Source organism: Klebsiella sp. ME-303 (genome assembly GCF_007910085.1).
In the GTDB taxonomy this organism is placed as follows: Bacteria; Pseudomonadota; Gammaproteobacteria; order Enterobacterales; family Enterobacteriaceae; genus Klebsiella; species Klebsiella michiganensis.
Genome location: NZ_VOJB01000062.1, coordinates 65,352 through 82,912 on the forward strand (window position 1 = coordinate 65,352; position 17,561 = coordinate 82,912).

General features: G+C 60.5%; 16 protein-coding genes. 8 read left to right on the top strand and 8 right to left on the bottom strand.

Features of this window, described 5'->3' with window-relative positions:
- The first annotated feature begins 47 nt into the window (after positions 1-47).
- The 4 genes from FQK12_RS07680 to FQK12_RS07700 all read left to right on the top strand — a co-directional run bounded on the left by FQK12_RS07680 (position 48) and on the right by FQK12_RS07700 (position 4,924).
- Entirely contained in the window at positions 48-1,037 is a 990-nt protein-coding gene (locus FQK12_RS07680) for a LacI family DNA-binding transcriptional regulator (protein ID WP_014228374.1), read from the top strand.
- 121 nt (positions 1,038-1,158) lie between these two features.
- Complete coding sequence (locus FQK12_RS07685; RefSeq protein ID WP_014228373.1) at positions 1,159-1,968, top strand: inositol monophosphatase family protein; 810 nt, start codon at positions 1,159-1,161, stop codon at positions 1,966-1,968.
- A 300-nt stretch (positions 1,969-2,268) separates the two neighbouring features.
- The gene (locus tag FQK12_RS07695) at positions 2,269-3,630 is read left to right on the top strand and encodes an MFS transporter (protein ID WP_004848711.1); all 1,362 of its coding nucleotides are present in this window, start codon (positions 2,269-2,271) and stop codon (positions 3,628-3,630) included.
- 25 nt (positions 3,631-3,655) lie between these two features.
- Positions 3,656-4,924, top strand: a complete 1,269-nt coding sequence (locus FQK12_RS07700) for a histidine-type phosphatase (protein WP_014228372.1) — start codon at positions 3,656-3,658, stop codon at positions 4,922-4,924.
- 45 nt (positions 4,925-4,969) lie between these two features.
- Here the strand turns inward: FQK12_RS07700 and mtnA are convergent, their stop codons facing one another.
- Complete coding sequence (gene mtnA, locus FQK12_RS07705; protein ID WP_014228371.1) at positions 4,970-5,998, bottom strand: S-methyl-5-thioribose-1-phosphate isomerase; 1,029 nt, start codon at positions 5,996-5,998, stop codon at positions 4,970-4,972.
- A 102-nt stretch (positions 5,999-6,100) separates the two neighbouring features.
- On the opposite strand from mtnA, the gene mtnK reads away from it, so the two are divergent.
- The gene (gene mtnK, locus FQK12_RS07710; protein ID WP_014228370.1) at positions 6,101-7,300 is read left to right on the top strand and encodes an S-methyl-5-thioribose kinase; all 1,200 of its coding nucleotides are present in this window, start codon (positions 6,101-6,103) and stop codon (positions 7,298-7,300) included.
- A 344-nt stretch (positions 7,301-7,644) separates the two neighbouring features.
- Here mtnK and FQK12_RS07715 read toward each other — a convergent pair whose 3' ends face one another.
- From FQK12_RS07715 to FQK12_RS07730, 4 genes are all read right to left on the bottom strand, one after another.
- Complete coding sequence (locus FQK12_RS07715; RefSeq protein ID WP_004848703.1) at positions 7,645-8,886, bottom strand: LVIVD repeat-containing protein; 1,242 nt, start codon at positions 8,884-8,886, stop codon at positions 7,645-7,647.
- Entirely contained in the window at positions 8,883-9,947 is a 1,065-nt protein-coding gene (locus FQK12_RS07720; protein ID WP_014228368.1) for a sugar ABC transporter substrate-binding protein, read from the bottom strand. The genes FQK12_RS07715 and FQK12_RS07720 overlap by 4 nt, the downstream gene beginning before the upstream one ends.
- A gap of 144 nt (positions 9,948-10,091) precedes the next feature.
- Positions 10,092-11,090, bottom strand: coding sequence for an ABC transporter permease (locus FQK12_RS07725; protein ID WP_014228367.1), 999 nt, complete (start codon positions 11,088-11,090; stop codon positions 10,092-10,094).
- A complete protein-coding gene (locus tag FQK12_RS07730; RefSeq protein ID WP_014228366.1) occupies positions 11,087-12,589 on the bottom strand; it encodes a sugar ABC transporter ATP-binding protein in 1,503 nt (500 codons plus the stop codon). Before FQK12_RS07730 ends, FQK12_RS07725 begins: the two co-directional genes overlap by 4 nt.
- 160 nt (positions 12,590-12,749) lie before the next feature.
- On the opposite strand from FQK12_RS07730, the gene FQK12_RS07735 reads away from it, so the two are divergent.
- From FQK12_RS07735 to FQK12_RS07745, 3 genes are all read left to right on the top strand, one after another.
- Entirely contained in the window at positions 12,750-13,838 is a 1,089-nt protein-coding gene (locus FQK12_RS07735) for an oxidoreductase (RefSeq protein WP_014228365.1), read from the top strand.
- 186 nt (positions 13,839-14,024) lie between these two features.
- Positions 14,025-14,318, top strand: a complete 294-nt coding sequence (locus tag FQK12_RS07740) for a type II toxin-antitoxin system RelE family toxin (protein ID WP_014228364.1) — start codon at positions 14,025-14,027, stop codon at positions 14,316-14,318.
- Positions 14,299-14,703, top strand: coding sequence for a helix-turn-helix domain-containing protein (locus FQK12_RS07745; protein ID WP_004100084.1), 405 nt, complete (start codon positions 14,299-14,301; stop codon positions 14,701-14,703). The genes FQK12_RS07740 and FQK12_RS07745 overlap by 20 nt, the downstream gene beginning before the upstream one ends.
- Here FQK12_RS07745 and FQK12_RS07750 read toward each other — a convergent pair.
- The 3 genes from FQK12_RS07750 to FQK12_RS27450 form a co-directional block, all read right to left on the bottom strand.
- The gene (locus tag FQK12_RS07750) at positions 14,700-14,897 is read right to left on the bottom strand and encodes a YbdD/YjiX family protein (RefSeq protein ID WP_004130340.1); all 198 of its coding nucleotides are present in this window, start codon (positions 14,895-14,897) and stop codon (positions 14,700-14,702) included. The two genes, FQK12_RS07745 and FQK12_RS07750, sit on opposite strands and share 4 nt — an antisense overlap.
- 55 nt (positions 14,898-14,952) lie before the next feature.
- Positions 14,953-17,058, bottom strand: a complete 2,106-nt coding sequence (cstA, locus tag FQK12_RS07755; protein ID WP_014228363.1) for a pyruvate/proton symporter CstA — start codon at positions 17,056-17,058, stop codon at positions 14,953-14,955.
- A gap of 307 nt (positions 17,059-17,365) precedes the next feature.
- Positions 17,366-17,561 (bottom strand): hypothetical protein (locus FQK12_RS27450; RefSeq protein ID WP_146295684.1); only part of this gene is annotated, 196 nt, incomplete at its 5' end.

The following is a 17,561-nucleotide window of genomic DNA, read 5'->3' on the forward strand; positions in this document are numbered from 1 at the left end:
TCCTGCGTCGGCGCGGGCTCACTGAGGATAACCCGTACCCTGATACTATGAGCGAAAAAAAATGGATTAAGGCAGAGGACGTTGCCCGACTCGCTGGCGTCTCACGTTCCGCGGTTTCCCGCACCTTTACGCCCGGCGCATCGGTGGCGGAAAAAACCCGCCAGAAGGTCCTCGCCGCGGCGGAAACGCTGGGCTATCAGGTCAACATTATCGCCCGCACGATGAATACCGGCAGCAGCAATTTTATCGGCATCGTCACCGCCGGCTTTGATAACCCCTTCCGCAGCAAGCTGCTGTCGCCGCTGGTCCACCAGCTGGCGCTCAACGGTTTTATGCCGCTGCTGATGAACGCCGACGATCCGCAGCAGCTCGCCCCGTCTCTCAGGCAGCTGCTGAGCTATCACGTCGCGGGGGTTATTATCACCTCCGGGGCGCCGCCGCTGTCGCTGGCGGAGGAGTATCTGGAGCGAAAAATCCCGGTGACCCTTATCAACCGCCACGCCGAGCTGGCCGGCTGCGATCGCGTGTGCAGCGACAACGCGCAGGGCGCGAAGCTGGTGGCCGACCTGTTTGCCCAGCGCCAGTGGCGCCAGGCCGGGTTTATCGGCGAAAGCCTGGATAACTTCAGCACCCGCCAGCGCTACGAAGCGTTTGTTGCCCATACTCAGGGCATGGAGGTCGCCGCGCACTTCTGCGACAGCAGCGGCTATCAGGCGGGCTTTGCCGCCGCCAGGCAGCTGCTTGCCGCGCATCCGCAGCTGCAGGCGCTGTTCTGCGCCACCGATATGCTGGCGCTCGGCGCGCTGGACGGCCTGCGGGCGGACAACCCCGCCGCTTCGCTACCGGCGATTATCGGCTTCGATGATATTCCCCAGGCGGACTGGCAGCCCTATCAGCTGACTACCGTGCAGCAGAATACCGCCCTGCTCGCCCACCACGCGGTGGATCTGCTGGTCACGCGGATCGCCAAATTCAGCCTGCCGTCACGCCATCGCGAAGTGCCGGTGAAACTGATCGTTCGTCAAAGTGCGAAATGAAAAATTCATTTTATGCCGGAGCGATCACAGAATAATATTTTTAATCCATCCACACTCATTTTGCCCTTCGGGGCCGTTTTTTTCAGGCAATTTGCACACGTGTGCAAAATAGGGAGTTATGATGAAATCACTGGAATCAAATGAACTGCAGGCCCGCTACCGTTTAGCCTGCGAGCTGGCGAAGGCCGCCGCTGAACTGGCGTTCGAATACTATCAACAGCGCGACCGGCTGACGGTGGATCATAAAGGCGACGATCTGCAGGACGTGGTCAGCGTCGCCGATAAGCGGGTCGAAGCGTTTGTTAAGCAGCGCATTACTGACGCCTTCCCGCAGGACGGTTTTCTCGGCGAAGAGAGCGGGACGCAGATGCCGGACGCCCGCGTGCTGTGGGTTGTCGATCCCATCGACGGCACCAGCTGTTTTCTTAACGGCCTGCACACCTGGTGCCTGTCGCTGGCCATCATAGCCGACGGCGAACCGGTTATCGGCGTGGTGTACGACCCCAACCATCGCGAGCTGTTCCACGCCCTGAAAGGCCAGGGCGCGTGGCTTAACGATGCGCCTATCGCGCCGCATCCGGCAGCGACGGTCAAAGAGGGCGTGATGGGCGTCGGCACCTCGCACCGCGTGACGCCTGCGGTCTTTCTGCCCTTCCTCGATGCGCTGCTGAGCGACGGCGGGATGTTTATCCGCAACGGCTCCGGGGCGCTGATGAGCGCCTGGGCGGCGGCGGGCAGGCTTATCGGCTACTACGAACCGCATATGAACCCCTGGGACGGGCTGCCGGGGCTGGTGCTGATGCGCGAAGCGGGCGGCCTCAGCAACGACTATCTGGCAAACGACGGGATTCGTCACGGTAATCCGCTGCTGCTGGCCAGCAAGACGCTCTATCCACAATTAAAAAACATGCTTTGTCACCCATTACCTTAACCGCATCGGGTCAGGCTTTATCTGATTATGTACTCTACACAACGACAATCAACCCTAAATAATTCGAGTTGCAGAAAGGCGGCAAGTGAGCGACAAATTCGTCGGGAACGAATTTGACCAGCCGAAGGCTGGCCTCCGGTGAGAGGCAGGAGCCTCTCATTAATCCCCAGGAGCTTACTCTGGTAAGTGACTGGGGTGAACGAACGCAGCCAACGCATATGCAACTTGAAGTATGACGGGTTAAACCTCATGGACGAACCACACTAATCAGTCAGGCCTCCGACCTTCGGAGATACCATTATGTCTGGAAGAATTATCGCATTTTTTCGCGCTTCGCCGCCCAAAGCGGGCGGCGAGTTCGATGAGCGGCGCTTTCGCAGCGTGCGCTGGCAAACCTTTATTACCATGACTCTGGCGTACGTCACGTTCTACGTTTGCCGGCTGTCGTTCACCGTCGCCAAAAGCGCGCTGGTGGAGCTCGGCATTACCCCGACGGAGCTGGGCATGATCGGCTCAACGCTGTTTTTCAGCTACGCCATCGGCAAGCTGGTCAACGGCTTTATCGCCGATCATGCCAACGTGGTGCGCTATATGAGCCTTGGGCTGCTGCTGAGCGCCGGGATGAACCTGATGATGGGGATGACCAGCAACGCCATGCTGCTGGCTATCTTCTGGGGGATTAACGGCTGGGCGCAGTCGATGGGCGTCGGCCCGTGCGTGGTATCGCTGGCGCGCTGGTACGGCTGTAAAGAGCGAGGCACTTTTTACGCCATCTGGTCGACGGCGCATAACATCGGCGAAGCGATGACCTATATGGTGATCGCGGCGGTGATTGCCGGATTCGGCTGGCAGATGGGCTATCTGTCGACCGCCGCGCTCGGCGCCGCCGGGGTGGTGCTGATGCTGTTGTTTATGCGCGACTCGCCGCAAAGCTGCGGCTTCCCGTCAATCAACGTGATTCGCGACGAACCGCTGGAGGAGACGGAAGCCCGCGGCTCGGTGTTTAAAAACCAGCTGCTGGCGCTGCGCAACCCGGCCCTGTGGGCGCTGGCGCTGGCCTCGGCGTTTATGTATATCGACCGCTACGCGGTGAACTCATGGGGGATCTTCTTCCTGGAGCAGGATAAAGCCTACTCTACCCTCGAAGCGTCCGGGATTATCGGGGTCAACGCTATCGCGGGTATTGCCGGAACGATTATCGCCGGGATGCTCTCCGACCGCTTCTTCCCGCGCAACCGCAGCGTGATGGCCGGTTTTATCAGCCTGCTCAACACCGCCGGCTTCGCGCTGATGCTCTGGTCGCCGCACGGCTACTACACCGATATTCTGGCGATGATTATCTTCGGCGCTACCATCGGGGCGTTGACCTGCTTCCTTGGCGGACTGATCGCCGTCGATATTTCGTCCCGTAAAGCCGCGGGCGCCGCGCTCGGCACCATCGGTATCGCCAGCTACGCGGGGGCGGGACTCGGCGAGTTTCTGACCGGCATCATCATCGATAAAACATCGATAATCGAAAATGGCAAAACGCTGTATGACTTCAGTACGCTATCGCTGTTTTGGGTAGGCACCGGCCTGATGTCCGCGCTATTCTGTTTTACCACCGCCGCGATTGTCGCCAGGCGACACGCGATAGAGCGTCAGACCTCATTCTCGTCATAACCGTTTAACTTATAAGGAAGATTTTATGATGCCCGTACGACATCAGGTTTTGCTACGCCTGCTGCTCGCCTGCGCCCTGCCGCTGCTGGCCGCGCCGGGCCACGCCGCCGCGCAGTTTACGCTGGAAAAAGTGGTTGAGCTCAGCCGCCACGGAATTCGTCCGCCGACGGAGGGCAACCGGGAGGCTATCGAAGCCGCGACCCAGCGTCCGTGGACGCAGTGGACCACCCACGACGGGGAGCTGACCGGCCACGGCTACGCCGCCGTCGTCAATAAAGGTCGCGATGAAGGCGCACGCTATCGTCAGCTCGGACTGCTCGCGGCGGGCTGTCCGGCGAGCGGAGAAATTTACGTGCGCGCCAGCCCCCTGCAGCGCACGCGGGCCACCGCCCAGGCGCTGGTGGACGGCGCCTTTCCCGGCTGCGGCGTGATGATTCATCACGTCAGCGGCGACGCCGACCCGCTGTTTCAGACCGATAAATTTGCCGCCACGCAAACCGATCCCGCCCGCCAGCTGGCGGAAGTGAAGAAGACGGCCGGCGATCTGGCGCAGCGTCGGCAGGCGCTGGCTCCGGTGATTCAGCTGCTGAAAAACGCCGTCTGCGCGCCCGATAAGCCCTGCCCGGTATTTGACCTGCCGTGGCAGGTGGAGCAGAGCAAAAGCGGCAAAACGTCGATTAGCGGGCTGAGCGTGATGGCCAATATGGTTGAGACGCTGCGTCTGGGCTGGAGCGAGAACCTGCCTCTCAGCCAGCTGGCGTGGGGCAATATTACCCGCGCCAGCCAGGTCACCGCCCTGCTGCCGCTGCTGACGGAGAACTACGATCTGAGCAACGATGTGTTTTATACCGCGCAAAAACGCGGCTCGATTCTGCTCAACGCCATGCTCGAAGGGGTAAAAGAGGGCGCCGCGCCGAACGTGCGCTGGCTGCTGCTGGTGGCGCACGATACCAATATCGCCATGGTGCGGACGTTAATGGACTTTAGCTGGCAGCTGCCGGGGTACAGCCGCGGCAATATCCCGCCGGGCAGCAGCCTGGTACTGGAACGCTGGCGCGACACCCATAGCGGAAAACGCTACCTGCGCGTCTACTTCCAGGCGCAAAGTCTGGACGATTTACGCCGCCTGCAAACGCCGGATAGCCAGCATCCGCTGCTGCGCCAGGAGTGGCATCAGGCGGGCTGCCGGACCACCGCCGTCGGGACGCTGTGCCCGTACCAGGCGGCGCTGACGGCGCTTGGCCGTAATATCGACCCGCAGTCCGCTCCGGCGGTAGAGATGGTGCTGCCATAAGTTGAAGGCGAAGCGAGGGAGATCGCTTCGCCTTTTTGCTCAGGTTCAGGCCTTTTCTGGCGCAAACGCCCCGGCGGCGACCTGCTCCGGGTTCACCACGCCGCTGTCCAGCACCCAGCCGCTCACTAACGCCGCGGGCGTGACGTCAAACGCCGGATTATAAACGGCGGCCTCTTTCGGCGCCCACTGCACCGCGCCAAAGCTGCCGGCGACGCCGGTGACTTCGGCGGCCGCCCTCTGCTCAATCGGGATTGCCGCGCCGTTCGGGCAATGGCGGTCCAGGGTAGTCTGTGGCGCGGCCACGTAAAAGGGAATCTGATGGTACTTCGCCAGCACCGCCAGCGAATAGGTGCCGATTTTATTTGCCACATCGCCGTTGGCGGCAATACGGTCAGCGCCCACCCAAACCGCGTCGACCTGGCCCTGCGCCATCAGGCTGGCGGCCATCGAATCGGTAATCAGCCGATACGGCACGCCCAGTTCACCCAGCTCCCAGGCGGTCAAACGTCCGCCCTGTAACAGCGGGCGCGTTTCATCCACCCAGACGTTCGCCACCTTTCCCTGCTGATGCGCCAGCGCAATCACCCCCAGCGCGGTGCCGACGCCCGCCGTCGCCAGGCCGCCGGTATTGCAGTGGGTCAACAGGCGGCTGCCCGGCGTCACCAGCGCGCTGCCCGCCTCGGCGATGCTGGCGCAAAGCTGTTTATCCTCTTCGATCAGGCGCAGCGCTTCCGCTTCCAGAGCCTGTGGAAAGCGCTCCTCCGCCAGCGCCAGCTTCATGCGATCCAGATTATTCATCAGGTTTACCGCCGTCGGACGCGCGGCGCGCAGCGTCTCCAGCGCCTCAGATAGCGCCTCGCGGGTCAGGCCGCGCTGCGCCAGCAGCGCCAGCAGCAGGCTGGCCGACAGGCCAATCAGCGGCGCGCCGCGTACCCGCAGGGCGTGAATATGGTCCACCAGCAGCGCCACGTTATCCGCCGCCAGCCAGCGTTTTTCCTGCGGTAAAGCCTGCTGGTCAAGAATAAAGAGCTGATTTTCGCTTACCCGCAGGCTGGTGGTCTGTAGTGTCTGCATTTAGTTAAATCCCTGTTGCGTTGTTGTATCACATTGTGTCAGGATGAAATCCAGAAGTATAGACGTCTGAACGGCTTAATCAGAATTTTGAGGATCGAGGCAATGTCGCAATACCATACTTTCACGGCCAGCGATGCGGTGGCTTACGCCCAACAATTTGGCGGTATCGACAATCCGTCAGAACTGGTGTCCGCGCAGGAAGTGGGCGACGGCAACCTCAACCTGGTGTTTAAAATTTTCGATATCAGGGGCGTGAGCCGGATTATCGTTAAGCAGGCGCTGCCCTACGTGCGCTGCGTGGGAGAATCCTGGCCGCTGACCCTTGACCGCGCGCGCCTTGAAGCACAAACCCTGGTGGCTCACTATCAGCACTGCCCGCAACACACGGTGCGGATTGTGCATTTCGATCCCGAGCTGGCGGTGATGGTGATGGAAGATCTCTCCGATCACCGCATCTGGCGCGGGGAGCTGATCAACAACGTTTACTACCCCCAGGCCGCCAGCCAGCTGGGGGAATACCTGGCCCAGACGCTGTTTCACACCAGCGACTTTTATCTGCATCCTCATGAGAAAAAGGCCCAGGTGGCGCAATTTATTAATCCCGAGATGTGCGAAATCACCGAGGATCTGTTCTTTAACGACCCGTATCAGGTTCACGAGCGCAACAGCTATCCAGCCGCGCTGGAAGCCGATGTCGCCGCCCTGCGCGACGATGCCCAGCTGAAGCTGGCGGTGGCCGCGCTCAAGCATCGCTTCTTTTCCCATGCCGAAGCGCTGCTGCACGGCGATATCCACAGCGGCTCGATTTTCGTCGCCGAAGGCAGCTTTAAGGCCATCGACGCCGAATTCGGCTTTTTCGGCCCTATTGGCTTCGATATCGGCACCGCCATCGGCAACCTGCTGCTCAACTATTGCGGTCTGCCGGGGCATCTGGGCATTCGCGATGCCGCCGCCGCTCGCGAACAGCGCCTCAGCGATATCCAGCAGTTCTGGACCACCTTTGCCGAGCGTTTTCAGGCGCTGGCGGCGGAGAGATCCCGCGACGCCGCGCTGGCCTGGCCCGGCTATGCCTCCGCGTTCCTGAAGAAAGTGTGGGCCGACGCGGTGGGCTTCTGCGGCACCGAACTGATTCGCCGCAGCGTCGGGCTGTCGCACGTGGCGGATATCGATACTATCCAGGACGAAGCCATGCGCCATGAATGCCTGCGCCACGCCATCACCCTGGGTAAAGCGCTGATTGTGATTGCCGATCGCATCGACAGCGTGGATGAGCTGATTGCGCGAATTCGCCAGTACGGTTGAATCTCCGTCCAGCCTTTCCCGGCTCGCGCTGCGCTTAGCCGGGCTACGAGTTCACCACCGTCTGGGATCAGGTAGCCCGGACAGGCGCGTCAAGCGCCGCCTCCGGGTATGTGCCTCTTTCCCCGGAGGCGATGCTTCGCATCTGTCCGGGCTACGGGTTCGCCACCGTCTGCAATCCGGTAGCCCGGGTAAGGCGCGTCAAGCGCCGCCTCCGGGTATGTGCCTCTTTCCCCGGAGGCGATGCTTCGCATCTGTCCGGGCTACGGGTTCGCCACCATCTGCGATCCGGTAGCCCGGGTAAGGCGTTTACGCCGCGACCCGGGAAGGCAACAACCCACAATCCCCTACCCCAGATACTCAATCACCGACAGCCCGCCGTTATAATCGGTGCTGTAAATAATTCCCTGCGCGTCGACGAACACGTCGCAGGACTGGATCACCCGCGGGCGACCGGGGCGGGTATCCATCATTTTCGCCGGCGCGGCGGGCACCAGCGCCCCGGTTTCCACCGGTCGATAAGGGTTGGAAATATCGTAAGCGCGAACGCCCGCGTTCTGATAAGTGGCGAAAATCAGCGTTGAGCTGACAAAGCTGCCGGGACGATTCTCATGCAGGTTATGCGGGCCAAAGTGCGCCCCTTTCGCCACGTAGTCAGCTTCGTCCGGCTGCGGGAAAGTGGCGATACTCACCGGATTCGTCGGGTCGCGAATGTCGAACAGCCAGATCAGCTTCTCGCCATCCTGCTGGTTATCCAGCACCGCCTCATCAAGCACCACCAGCAGATCCCGATCCGGGAGCGGCAGCGCGGTGTGGGTGCCGCCGCCAAACGGCGGGCTCCAGTTACGGTGGCTAATCAGCTTCGGCTGAGTGCGGTCCTGCACATCGAGCAGGGTCAGGCCGCCGTCGCGCCAGCTACCGTAGGCGGTGTCGCCGGCGATAATCGCGTGATGCAGGGCATAGCGCTTACCTTCCGGCCACTGCGCGGTCTCCCCCGCCGCCTGGTTCATCCCCGGCAGCCACCAGCGCCCGGCGACCTCCGGCTTGCGCGGGTCGGCCAGGTCGATAGTCAGGAAAATGTAGTCGCTAAAGCCGTCAATCAGCGCGGAAACGTAGGCCCAGCGTCCGCCGACGTACCAGATTCGGTGGATACCGATGCCGTTAAGCGACAGAAAAGCGATCTCTCGCGGTTTATCCGGAGTGGAAATATCAAAAATCCGCAGCCCGGCGCTCCAGCCCCTATCCCGTACGTCGCTGACCGTCTCGCCCACCGAACGGGTGTAGTACACCTTCTCGTCGGCGAAGCGGGCATCGGCGAACAGATCCCGGGCGTTGATCACCAGCAGCAGATCGTCGTGCGCCTGTAAATGGACGTTCCAGGTACCGGGCGGCGCGGCGATGTAGTTGACCGTTTGCGGATGTTTAGGGTCGCGCACGTCCACCACGGAAAAGCCCTGCGAGACCATATGGCCGATATAGGCAAAACCACGATGGACCATCAGCTGAACGCCGTCCGGGCGTCCTCCCTGATCGCTATGCCCGATCAGCCGCATATTGCGGCTGTATTCTGGTGTTGGCAAAACACTCATTTGTTTTTCGCTTCCAGGGTAGCGAACCACGGAGCGATAAAGTCTTCGGTCTGGCCCCAGCCCGGGATAATTTTACCCAGCGAAGCGACGTTAACCGCCCCCGGCTGCGCCGCCAGCAGCGCCTGCGGGATCGCCGCCGCCTTAAAGTCGTAGGTCGCAGGCGTCGGTTCCCCGGCAATCTTATTGGCGATCAGCCGCACGTTGGTAGCGCCGATAAGCTTCGGATCCACCGCTACGCTCACCTTCCACGGGCTGCCGGATTCGCGCATCAGCTGCAGATCCTGATTGGAAATATCGATGCTGTAGAGTTTGATCTCAGTGCGGCCGTTCTCTTTCAGCGCTTTATAGGCGCCCTGGCTGAACGCGTCCCAGGTTCCCCAGATGGCATCAATTTTACCTTTCGGGTATTTCGCCAGGATCGCGCCGACCTTGTTGGCGGTATCGCCCTGCACGTCGGAAGAGACCGCGCCGATGGATTCCAGCTCTTTGATGCCGGGGTTTTGTTTAAGCAGCGTCTGGTAGGCCGCCTGGCGGCGCTCCATCGGCGGGAAACCCGCGACCCACAGTTTGACGATATTGGCTTTGCCGTTGAAATCTTTCACCAGCTGGCCAAAGGAGAGCTCGGTCAGCGAAGCATCATCCTGCTGGGTGACGGTGACGCCCGGGATCTGGCCGTTTACCGCGGTATCGAAGACCGAGACTTTGATCCCGGCGTCCACCGCTTTTTTCACCAGCGCGGTGGCGTAGGGATCGCGCCCCTGAGAAAGGATAATGCCGTCGTATTTCTGGCTAATCGCCTGGTTAACGAAGTCCTGGAATTTGGCGTCATCACCGTTGCTGAGGAAGGTACTGATTTTAAAGCCGAGCTTTTTCCCCTCCTGGATCGCTCCGGAGACAAACTGAGTGGTGTTATCGTCGGAGCCCAGGTTGCGGATCACCGCAATGCGAATCGGCCCGCTGTGTTCAGCAATGGCAGCCGGAAGCGGCGTCGGGGTTTCAGCAAAGGCCGCCGCAGCGTTGAACAACCCCAGCGCGATGAGTGAAAACGTTATCTTTTTCATAGTGTTTCCTTTTTGTTACCCTAAATAATTCGAATTGCAGGACGGCGGCAAGTAAACGAATCCCGATGAGCTTACATAAGTATGTGATTCGGGTGAGTGAACGCAGCCAACACACCTGCAATTTGAAGAATGACGTGTAAAATATTAGATGCGGCGCTGAAAATAGGTCAGTGCGAGCGCGCCAGCCAGCACCAGCCCTTTAATAATGTCCATCGCGTAATAGGGCACCGAGAGCATCACCAGGCCGTTGGAGAGCACGCCCAGAATTACCGCCCCCACCAGCGTACCGAGCGCGTTCGGCTTACCGGAACCGGCCAGCGAGAAGCCAATCCACGCCGCCGCCACCGCATCCATCAGGTAGCCGCCGCCGGCGTTCACCTGCGATGAGCCGATGCGCGACGCCAGCAGAATGCCGCCGAGCCCCGCCAGCAGAGAGGCGATGACGTACGCCGCCACTTTGTAACGGGTAATGCGCAGGCCGGAGAGGCGCGCCGCTTCCGGGTTGCCGCCGATGGCGTACATCCGCCGTCCGTGGGTGGTAAAAGAGAGCGCCAGCTGAGCGATAACGGTCACCACCAGCATAATGATCACTATCGTTGGCACCTGCCCCAGCGAACCGAACGCCGCCGGAATCACGCCTTCCGCCATATCGCCGCTCGGCAGCACCATGTTTTCGGTGATCGACCCGCCGTAGCTGTAGGTCATCGCCACGCCCTGAATCACGAACAGGCTGGCAAGCGTCGCCAGCATGTCGGGAATACGCAGGATCACGATCAGAAACGCGTTGAACAGCCCCACTAAGGTACAGAGCGCGAGGGTGATAAGGATCGCCTCGGTGGTGCCGAAGCCGTGCCAGACAAACAGCGAAATCACCAGCGCATTGGCCAGCGAGGCGGTGGAGCCCACGGATAAATCGAAACCGCCGATGGTCAGCGATATCGATACGCCGATGGCGATCACCGTCACGATGGCGATGGAACGCAGGATGTTGATGATGTTAAACGGGTCGAGGAAGTTGTCCGACGCCAGGCCAAAAACGGCGATCAGCAGGACGACGGTCAGCAACATGCCCCATTTGTAGAGAAAATCGAAAAATCGCTGACGGCCCGATACCGTCGCGTTAACTGCCAGGGCCTTACTCACGCTGCTGCTCCTCCGGTGGAGTAATAAAGAATGTTCTCTTCCCGGGCCTCTGCGCCCGGAATTTCCGCCACGATGCGCCCGTCCCACAGCACGCAGATGCGATCGCACAGGCCGACCAGTTCGGCGAACTCGCCCGAGGCGTAAATCACCCCTTTGCCTTCCCGCGCCAGGCCGTCGATCGCGTTGAATAAATCCGTTTTGGCTTTGACGTCGACCCCTTTGGTCGGCTCATCGAAAATCAGGACGTTGGCGTTGCCGCGCAGCCATTTGCCTATCGCCACTTTTTGCTGATTGCCGCCGGAGAGACGGCGCAGGGTTTGCGCCGGACCCGATGTCCGAATGCCCACCCGGGCGATCACCTCTTCCGCCCAGCGCCAGGCCTGACGATGGCCAAACAGGCTCCAGCGGGAGAAGCTGCTATCGGCGCTGACCGCCAGGTTCATCGCCACCGGCTCTTCGATAAAAATGCCCTCTTTGCGCCGCTCTTCCGGCACCAGCGCCAGACCGCGCGCCACCGAGTCCGCCGGGTCGCGCGGTCGCCACGGCTGGCTGTTCAGTTCGCCGCGGGTCAAACGGCTTTTGCTGGCGCCAAACAGCGCCTTGCACAGCTCGGTTTTCCCGGCGCCCGCCAGCCCGGCGATCCCCAGAATCTCCCCCTTGCGCAGACGCAACGAGATATCCTGCAGCAGCCCTTCGTCGTGCAGCCCTTCAACCTGTAGCAGCACCTCATCGCTATGCGGCGGCCGCTTCGGCGGAAAGATATCGCTCAGCTCATGCCCGAGCATCTTCTCGACGATCTGCTCGCCGCTCAGATCGGCCATCGGCCCGCTCTCAATCAGCCGTCCGTCGCGCAGCACCGTCAGGGTGTCGCAGACCGCTTTTAATTCATGAATGCGGTGCGAGATAAACACGATACCAATGCCCTGCCGCTGCAGACGGCGAACCACCGCAAACAGGCGCTCGCTTTCGTTTTGGTCCAGCGGCGCGGTCGGTTCATCGAGGATAAGAAAGCGGCAGTGATGCGACAGCGCGCGGGCCAGCAGGATTTGCTGTTTTTCCGCCAGCGTACAGCTGTCGATGGAGCGGCGTACGTCGAGGCTGACGTCAAGCTGAGCCAGCGCCTCGCGCGCCAGCTGGCGCAGCCGCCCCCAGCGGAAGGCGATCCCCGGCTCCGCCAGCCTGTCGAGCATGATGTTTTCCGCGATGCTCAGGCCCGGGACCAGCGCCACGTCAACCTCCTGCTGCACCAGATGGATCCCCAGCTGTTTGGCATCGCGCGGCGAGCGAATACTTACCGACTGGTTGTTAATCACCACCTCGCCTTCGTAATGGGCGTGCGTGCCGCACAGCACCGCCATGAGCGTGGACTTACCCGCGCCGTTGGCGCCGGTCAGCGCATGCACCGATCCCCCCGTCAGGGTGAAAGCCACGTTGCTGAGCGCCCGAAAGCCGGAAAAGGCCAGGCTAATATTTTGCATCTCAAGGCGATTGCCGGTCATCCCCTGCACCCTGTCGATTAATGTTCTGATTTAACGAATTTTTCATAGCTCTCCTTGACTGACAAATGCATAAAAGGCATAAGATAAAGCGAAATAATATTAGCCATCCGGATGTCCAGACATAACATCAGGTTAGCGAAACAGCACAAGGACAGCATTGATGAGTCACAGCGATATCCGCGTGGTCCCCGGCCCCGCCAACTACTATTCCCATCCCGGCAGCCTTGCCCGGCTGCAGGATTTTTACAGCGAAGAACAGCTTTCACGCGCGGTGTGGGTTTACGGCGAGCGGGCTATCGCGGGCGCGCAGGCTTTCCTGCCGGCAGCGTTTAACGCGCCTGGCGCCAAAAAAATATTATTTAAAGGCCACTGCAGCGAAAGCGACGTCAGCGAGCTGGCCCGCGCATCCGGCGACGATCGGTCGGTGGTGATTGGCGTGGGCGGCGGCGCGCTGCTCGATACCGCGAAGGCGCTGGCCCGTCGCCTCGGCCTGCCGGTGGTGGCCATCCCCACCATCGCCGCCACCTGCGCGGCGTGGACGCCGCTGTCGGTGTGGTATAACGATGCCGGTCAGGCGCTGCAGTTTGAAATCTTCGACGACGCCAACTTTCTGGTGCTGGTGGAGCCGCACATTATTCTTAACGCGCCGGCGGAATATCTGCTGGCGGGCATCGGCGATACGCTGGCGAAATGGTATGAAGCGGTGGTGCTGGCTCCGCAGCCGGAGACGCTGCCGCTCACCGTGCGCCTGGGTATCAACGGCGCGCTGGCGATCCGCGATGTTCTGCTGGAAAGCAGCGAAACCGCGCTGGCCGACCAGCAGCGCGGCGAGCTGACCCAGGCGTTTCGCGACGTGGTGGATGCGGTTATCGCCGGCGGCGGTATGGTCGGCGGGCTGGGCGAGCGCTATACCCGCGTCGCCGCCGCCCACGCGGTGCACAACGGGCTGACGGTACTGCCGCAGACCGAGAAGTATCTTCACGGGACCAAAGTCGCCTACGGCATTCTGGTCCAGAGCGCCCTGCTCGGCCAGGACGACGTGCTGGCGCAGCTGGTGCAGGCGTACCGGCGCTTTAATCTGCCGACTACGCTGGCGGCGCTGGAGGTGGACATCAACAACCGCGAACAGCTGGATAAGGTGATTGCCCATACCCTGCGCCCGGTGGAGTCCATCCATTTTCTGCCGGTTGAACTGAACGCTGAAACCCTGCGCGCGGCGTTTGAGAAGGTCGAACGTTTCGCCGGTTAATCCCCCGTTTTATTCGCCTCTGCCGCCCGGCGGAGGCGCTTTCGAGCCGCCTCGCAAAGCCGATGTTTCTGCCTTCGCCAGAAGACGATTCTGCGTTAGGGTACCCTCATAAGAAAATAACAAACTTATCTTATAAACTTATTATTTTCTTATGTTCAACTGAGGTGTACAGTGGAGGTACATAGCATGCTCATCTGGTCAAAAGTGGCAAAAAAGGAACTGGCAAATATCGATTATCGCTATCAGCAGAGAATCAAAAGCAGGCTAGCTGATTTAGGTGACCGTACGGCTCCTCGGCCCGATGTCAGAAAGTTATCTAAACCAGAGAATCATTACCGTCTTCGGGTAGGGGATTATCGGTTCATTTTCACATGTCAGGGGCTGACGCTGAGCGACCTGTTTATCGTGTCCGTTAAGCGCAGAACCTCAACAACCTATTTGCATGAGGAGAATATGCCATATGGCTGTTCAGATAATTAAGGATGATGAAGGGAAAGCGCAGTACGCGGTGATCCCCTACGACGAATACTTCCAGATGTGTTTGCAGCTAGCCGAGCTGGATGATGAAACGGAAGCCGATCTTGAAGATATTCCGGTAGAACACGATATCTACGACAACGTGATGCTGCCGGGTGACGTCTGCGACATCATGGATAAAGAGAAAGTCAGCCTGCAGGCGGCCTGGCGCATTTTGCGCGGCCTGTCGCAGCAGGAGGTGGCCAATAAGCTCGGGATTAGCCAGTCGGCGGTATCCCAGCTAGAAGCTATCGATTCCCGCCCGCAAAAGCGCACCCGCGAAAAGCTGGCGGCAATATACGGCTGCACCCAGGAGCAGATCAGCCTGTATCTGCCGAAAGAGGGTTAACAGCACTTCGCGCCGCCTTTACCGCCGTAGCGCGCGTCCTGACGTTCGCGGAAAAATTCTTCATAGGTCATCGGCGTTTGTTCCGGATGGGTCGCGCGGATGTGCTCCACGTAGTTGTCGTAATCCGGGACGCCGATCATCATTTTCGCCGCCTGGCCTAAATATTTTCCGGCTTTCGAAAGGGTATCAAACATTTTCAACTCCCATCATCGCCCCCCTTCTCGCAAAGGAGGGCGATAACGTCATGGCTTAGTGGGCGCGTTTCGCCTGGGTCACCAGGCTATCAGCATCAGCAGGCATCGCCTGGTAAGGGGTCTCTTTCGCCGTCGGTTTGTCCTCTTTCAGCGCCGCCAGCGCGGTCTTAATCGAGAACAGCGCCAGCACGACCACCACCACCATAAAGAAGATGGTCAGCCCGGCATCCAGACGGTTGTTAAATACCAGCTGCGCCAGCTGCGACTCGGTGTACTGCGGCGGAATATTGCCGCTGTCAATCATCGCCTGGAACTTGTTGGCAATCGCCAGGAAGCCCACTTTGGTATCGGTGCTGAACGACTTCTGCCAGCCCGCGGTCAGGGTACAGATCAGCAGCCAGGAGGTCGGCAGCAGCGCAACCCAGGCATAGCGCTGGCGCTTCATCTTAAACAGTACCACCGCGCAGAGCATCAGCGCCATCCCCGCCAGCATCTGGTTGGCAATACCAAACAGCGGCCACAGCGTGTTGATGCCGCCAAGCGGGTCAACCACGCCCTGATGCAGGAAGTAGCCCCACGCCAGCACGCACAGCGCCGTGGCGAGAAGGTTCGCCGGCAGCGAGCTGGTTTGCTTCAGGCCCGGGCTAATCACCCCGAGCAGATCCTGCAGCATAAAGCGCGCCGCGCGCGTGCCGGCATCCACCGCGGTCAGGATAAACAGCGCCTCGAACAGAATCGCGAAGTGATACCAGAAGGAGACGTCCATCAGGCCGCCCAGCGAACCGTGCAGAATATAGGCCATGCCCACCGCCAGCGTCGGCGCGCCGCCCGCACGGGAGATAATCGACTGTTCCCCCACTTCGGTCGCAATCTGATTAAGCGTATCCGGGGTTACGGTAAAGCCCCAGCTGCTCACCACCTGCGCCGCCGACGCCACCACATCGGTCACGCCCGCCGGGGCCAGCACCGCCATTGGGCTGTTCATCGCGAAGTAGACGCCCGGGTCGATAATACAGGCCGCCACCAGCGCCATAATCGCCACGAAGGACTCCATCAGCATGCCGCCGTAGCCGATAAAGCAGGCCTGGCCTTCATTAGCCAGCATCTTCGGCGTCGTGCCGGAGGCAATCAGGGCATGGAAGCCGGAAACCGCGCCGCAGGCGATGGTGATAAACAGGAACGGGAACAGGCTGCCGCTCCATACTGGCCCGGTGCCATCGATAAATTTGGTCAGCGCCGGCATCGTCAGCGTCGGGCGCATAATCAGAATACCAATCGCCAGACCGACAATGGTGCCGATTTTCAGGAAGGTGGAGAGGTAGTCGCGAGGCGCCAGCAGCAGCCAGACCGGCAGCACCGCGGCGATAAACCCGTAGCCCACCAGAATCCAGGTGAGCTGTACGCCGGTGTAGTCAAACCACGGCGCCCAGGTCGGGCTTTCCGCCACCCAGCCGCCGGAAATGATGGCGAACACCAGCATCACCAGGCCAATCACCGACACCTCGCCAATGCGCCCGGGGCGCAGATAGCGAATATAGATCCCCATGAAAATCGCCAGCGGGATGGTAAAGGCCACGGTGTAAGTGCCCCACGGGCTGTGGGTCAGCGCTTTCACCACGATCATCGCCAGTACCGCGAGGATAATCACCATGATCATAAAGCAGGCCACCAGCGCCAGTACCCCGGCGGTCGGGCCCATCTCCTCTTTCACCAGCTCGCCGAGCGAACGTCCGTCGCGACGGGTGGAGACGAACAGCACCATAAAGTCCTGTACCGCTCCGGCCAGCACCACGCCCGCGAGGATCCAGATCATTCCCGGCAGATAGCCCATCTGCGCCGCCAGCACCGGACCAACCAGCGGCCCCGCGCCGGCAATGGCCGCAAAATGGTGACCGAACAGCACTTTCTTGTCGGTTGGAACGTAGTCGAGGCCGTCGTTGTGACGCACCGCCGGAGTCATGCGCGTCGGGTCGACAGCCAGCACGTTTTTAGCGATATACAGGCCGTAAAAGCGATAGGCGATCAGATAGACGCAGACTGCCGCGACGACAATCCACAGCGCGTTAATCTGTTCACCCCGGTTTAGCGCGATATAGCCCAGGGCAAAGGCTCCGATAACGGAGAGCAGTGTCCAGATGAGGTATTTCCCTGAATTATTCATCATTGTGTTCCACAGGTAGGGTAATCAGGATGTTACAAGTTGTTTCTAGAACACAATGGAAGTTTTAACAACTTTGAAACGTTGCAGATGTCGCCTGACGGCAAGGATTTATCTCACATTGCAAGCGAGATCACTTCTGGCAGGAAAATGGATGAAAACGGGGAGGGATAATCTCTCACTGCATCGCATCCTGCTTCCCCGGAGGCGGCGCTTGACGCGCCTGTCCGGGCTACCGGTCCGCAGACGATGATGAACCCGTAGCCCGGGTAAGCGCAGCGCGACCCAGGAAGAAGCCGCACCGATGCATTCATCCCGGCGTATCCCCGGGTTGCGGCGTAAACGCCTTACCCGGGCTACCGGCCCGCAGACGATGATGAACCCGTAGCCCGGGTAAGCGCAGCGCCACCGGGGAAGCACACCGCAGACGACGGTGAGTTGGCCGGAACCACAGACGGCGCGTTACCCGTAGCCCGGGTAAGCGCAGCGCGACCCGGGAACAGGCT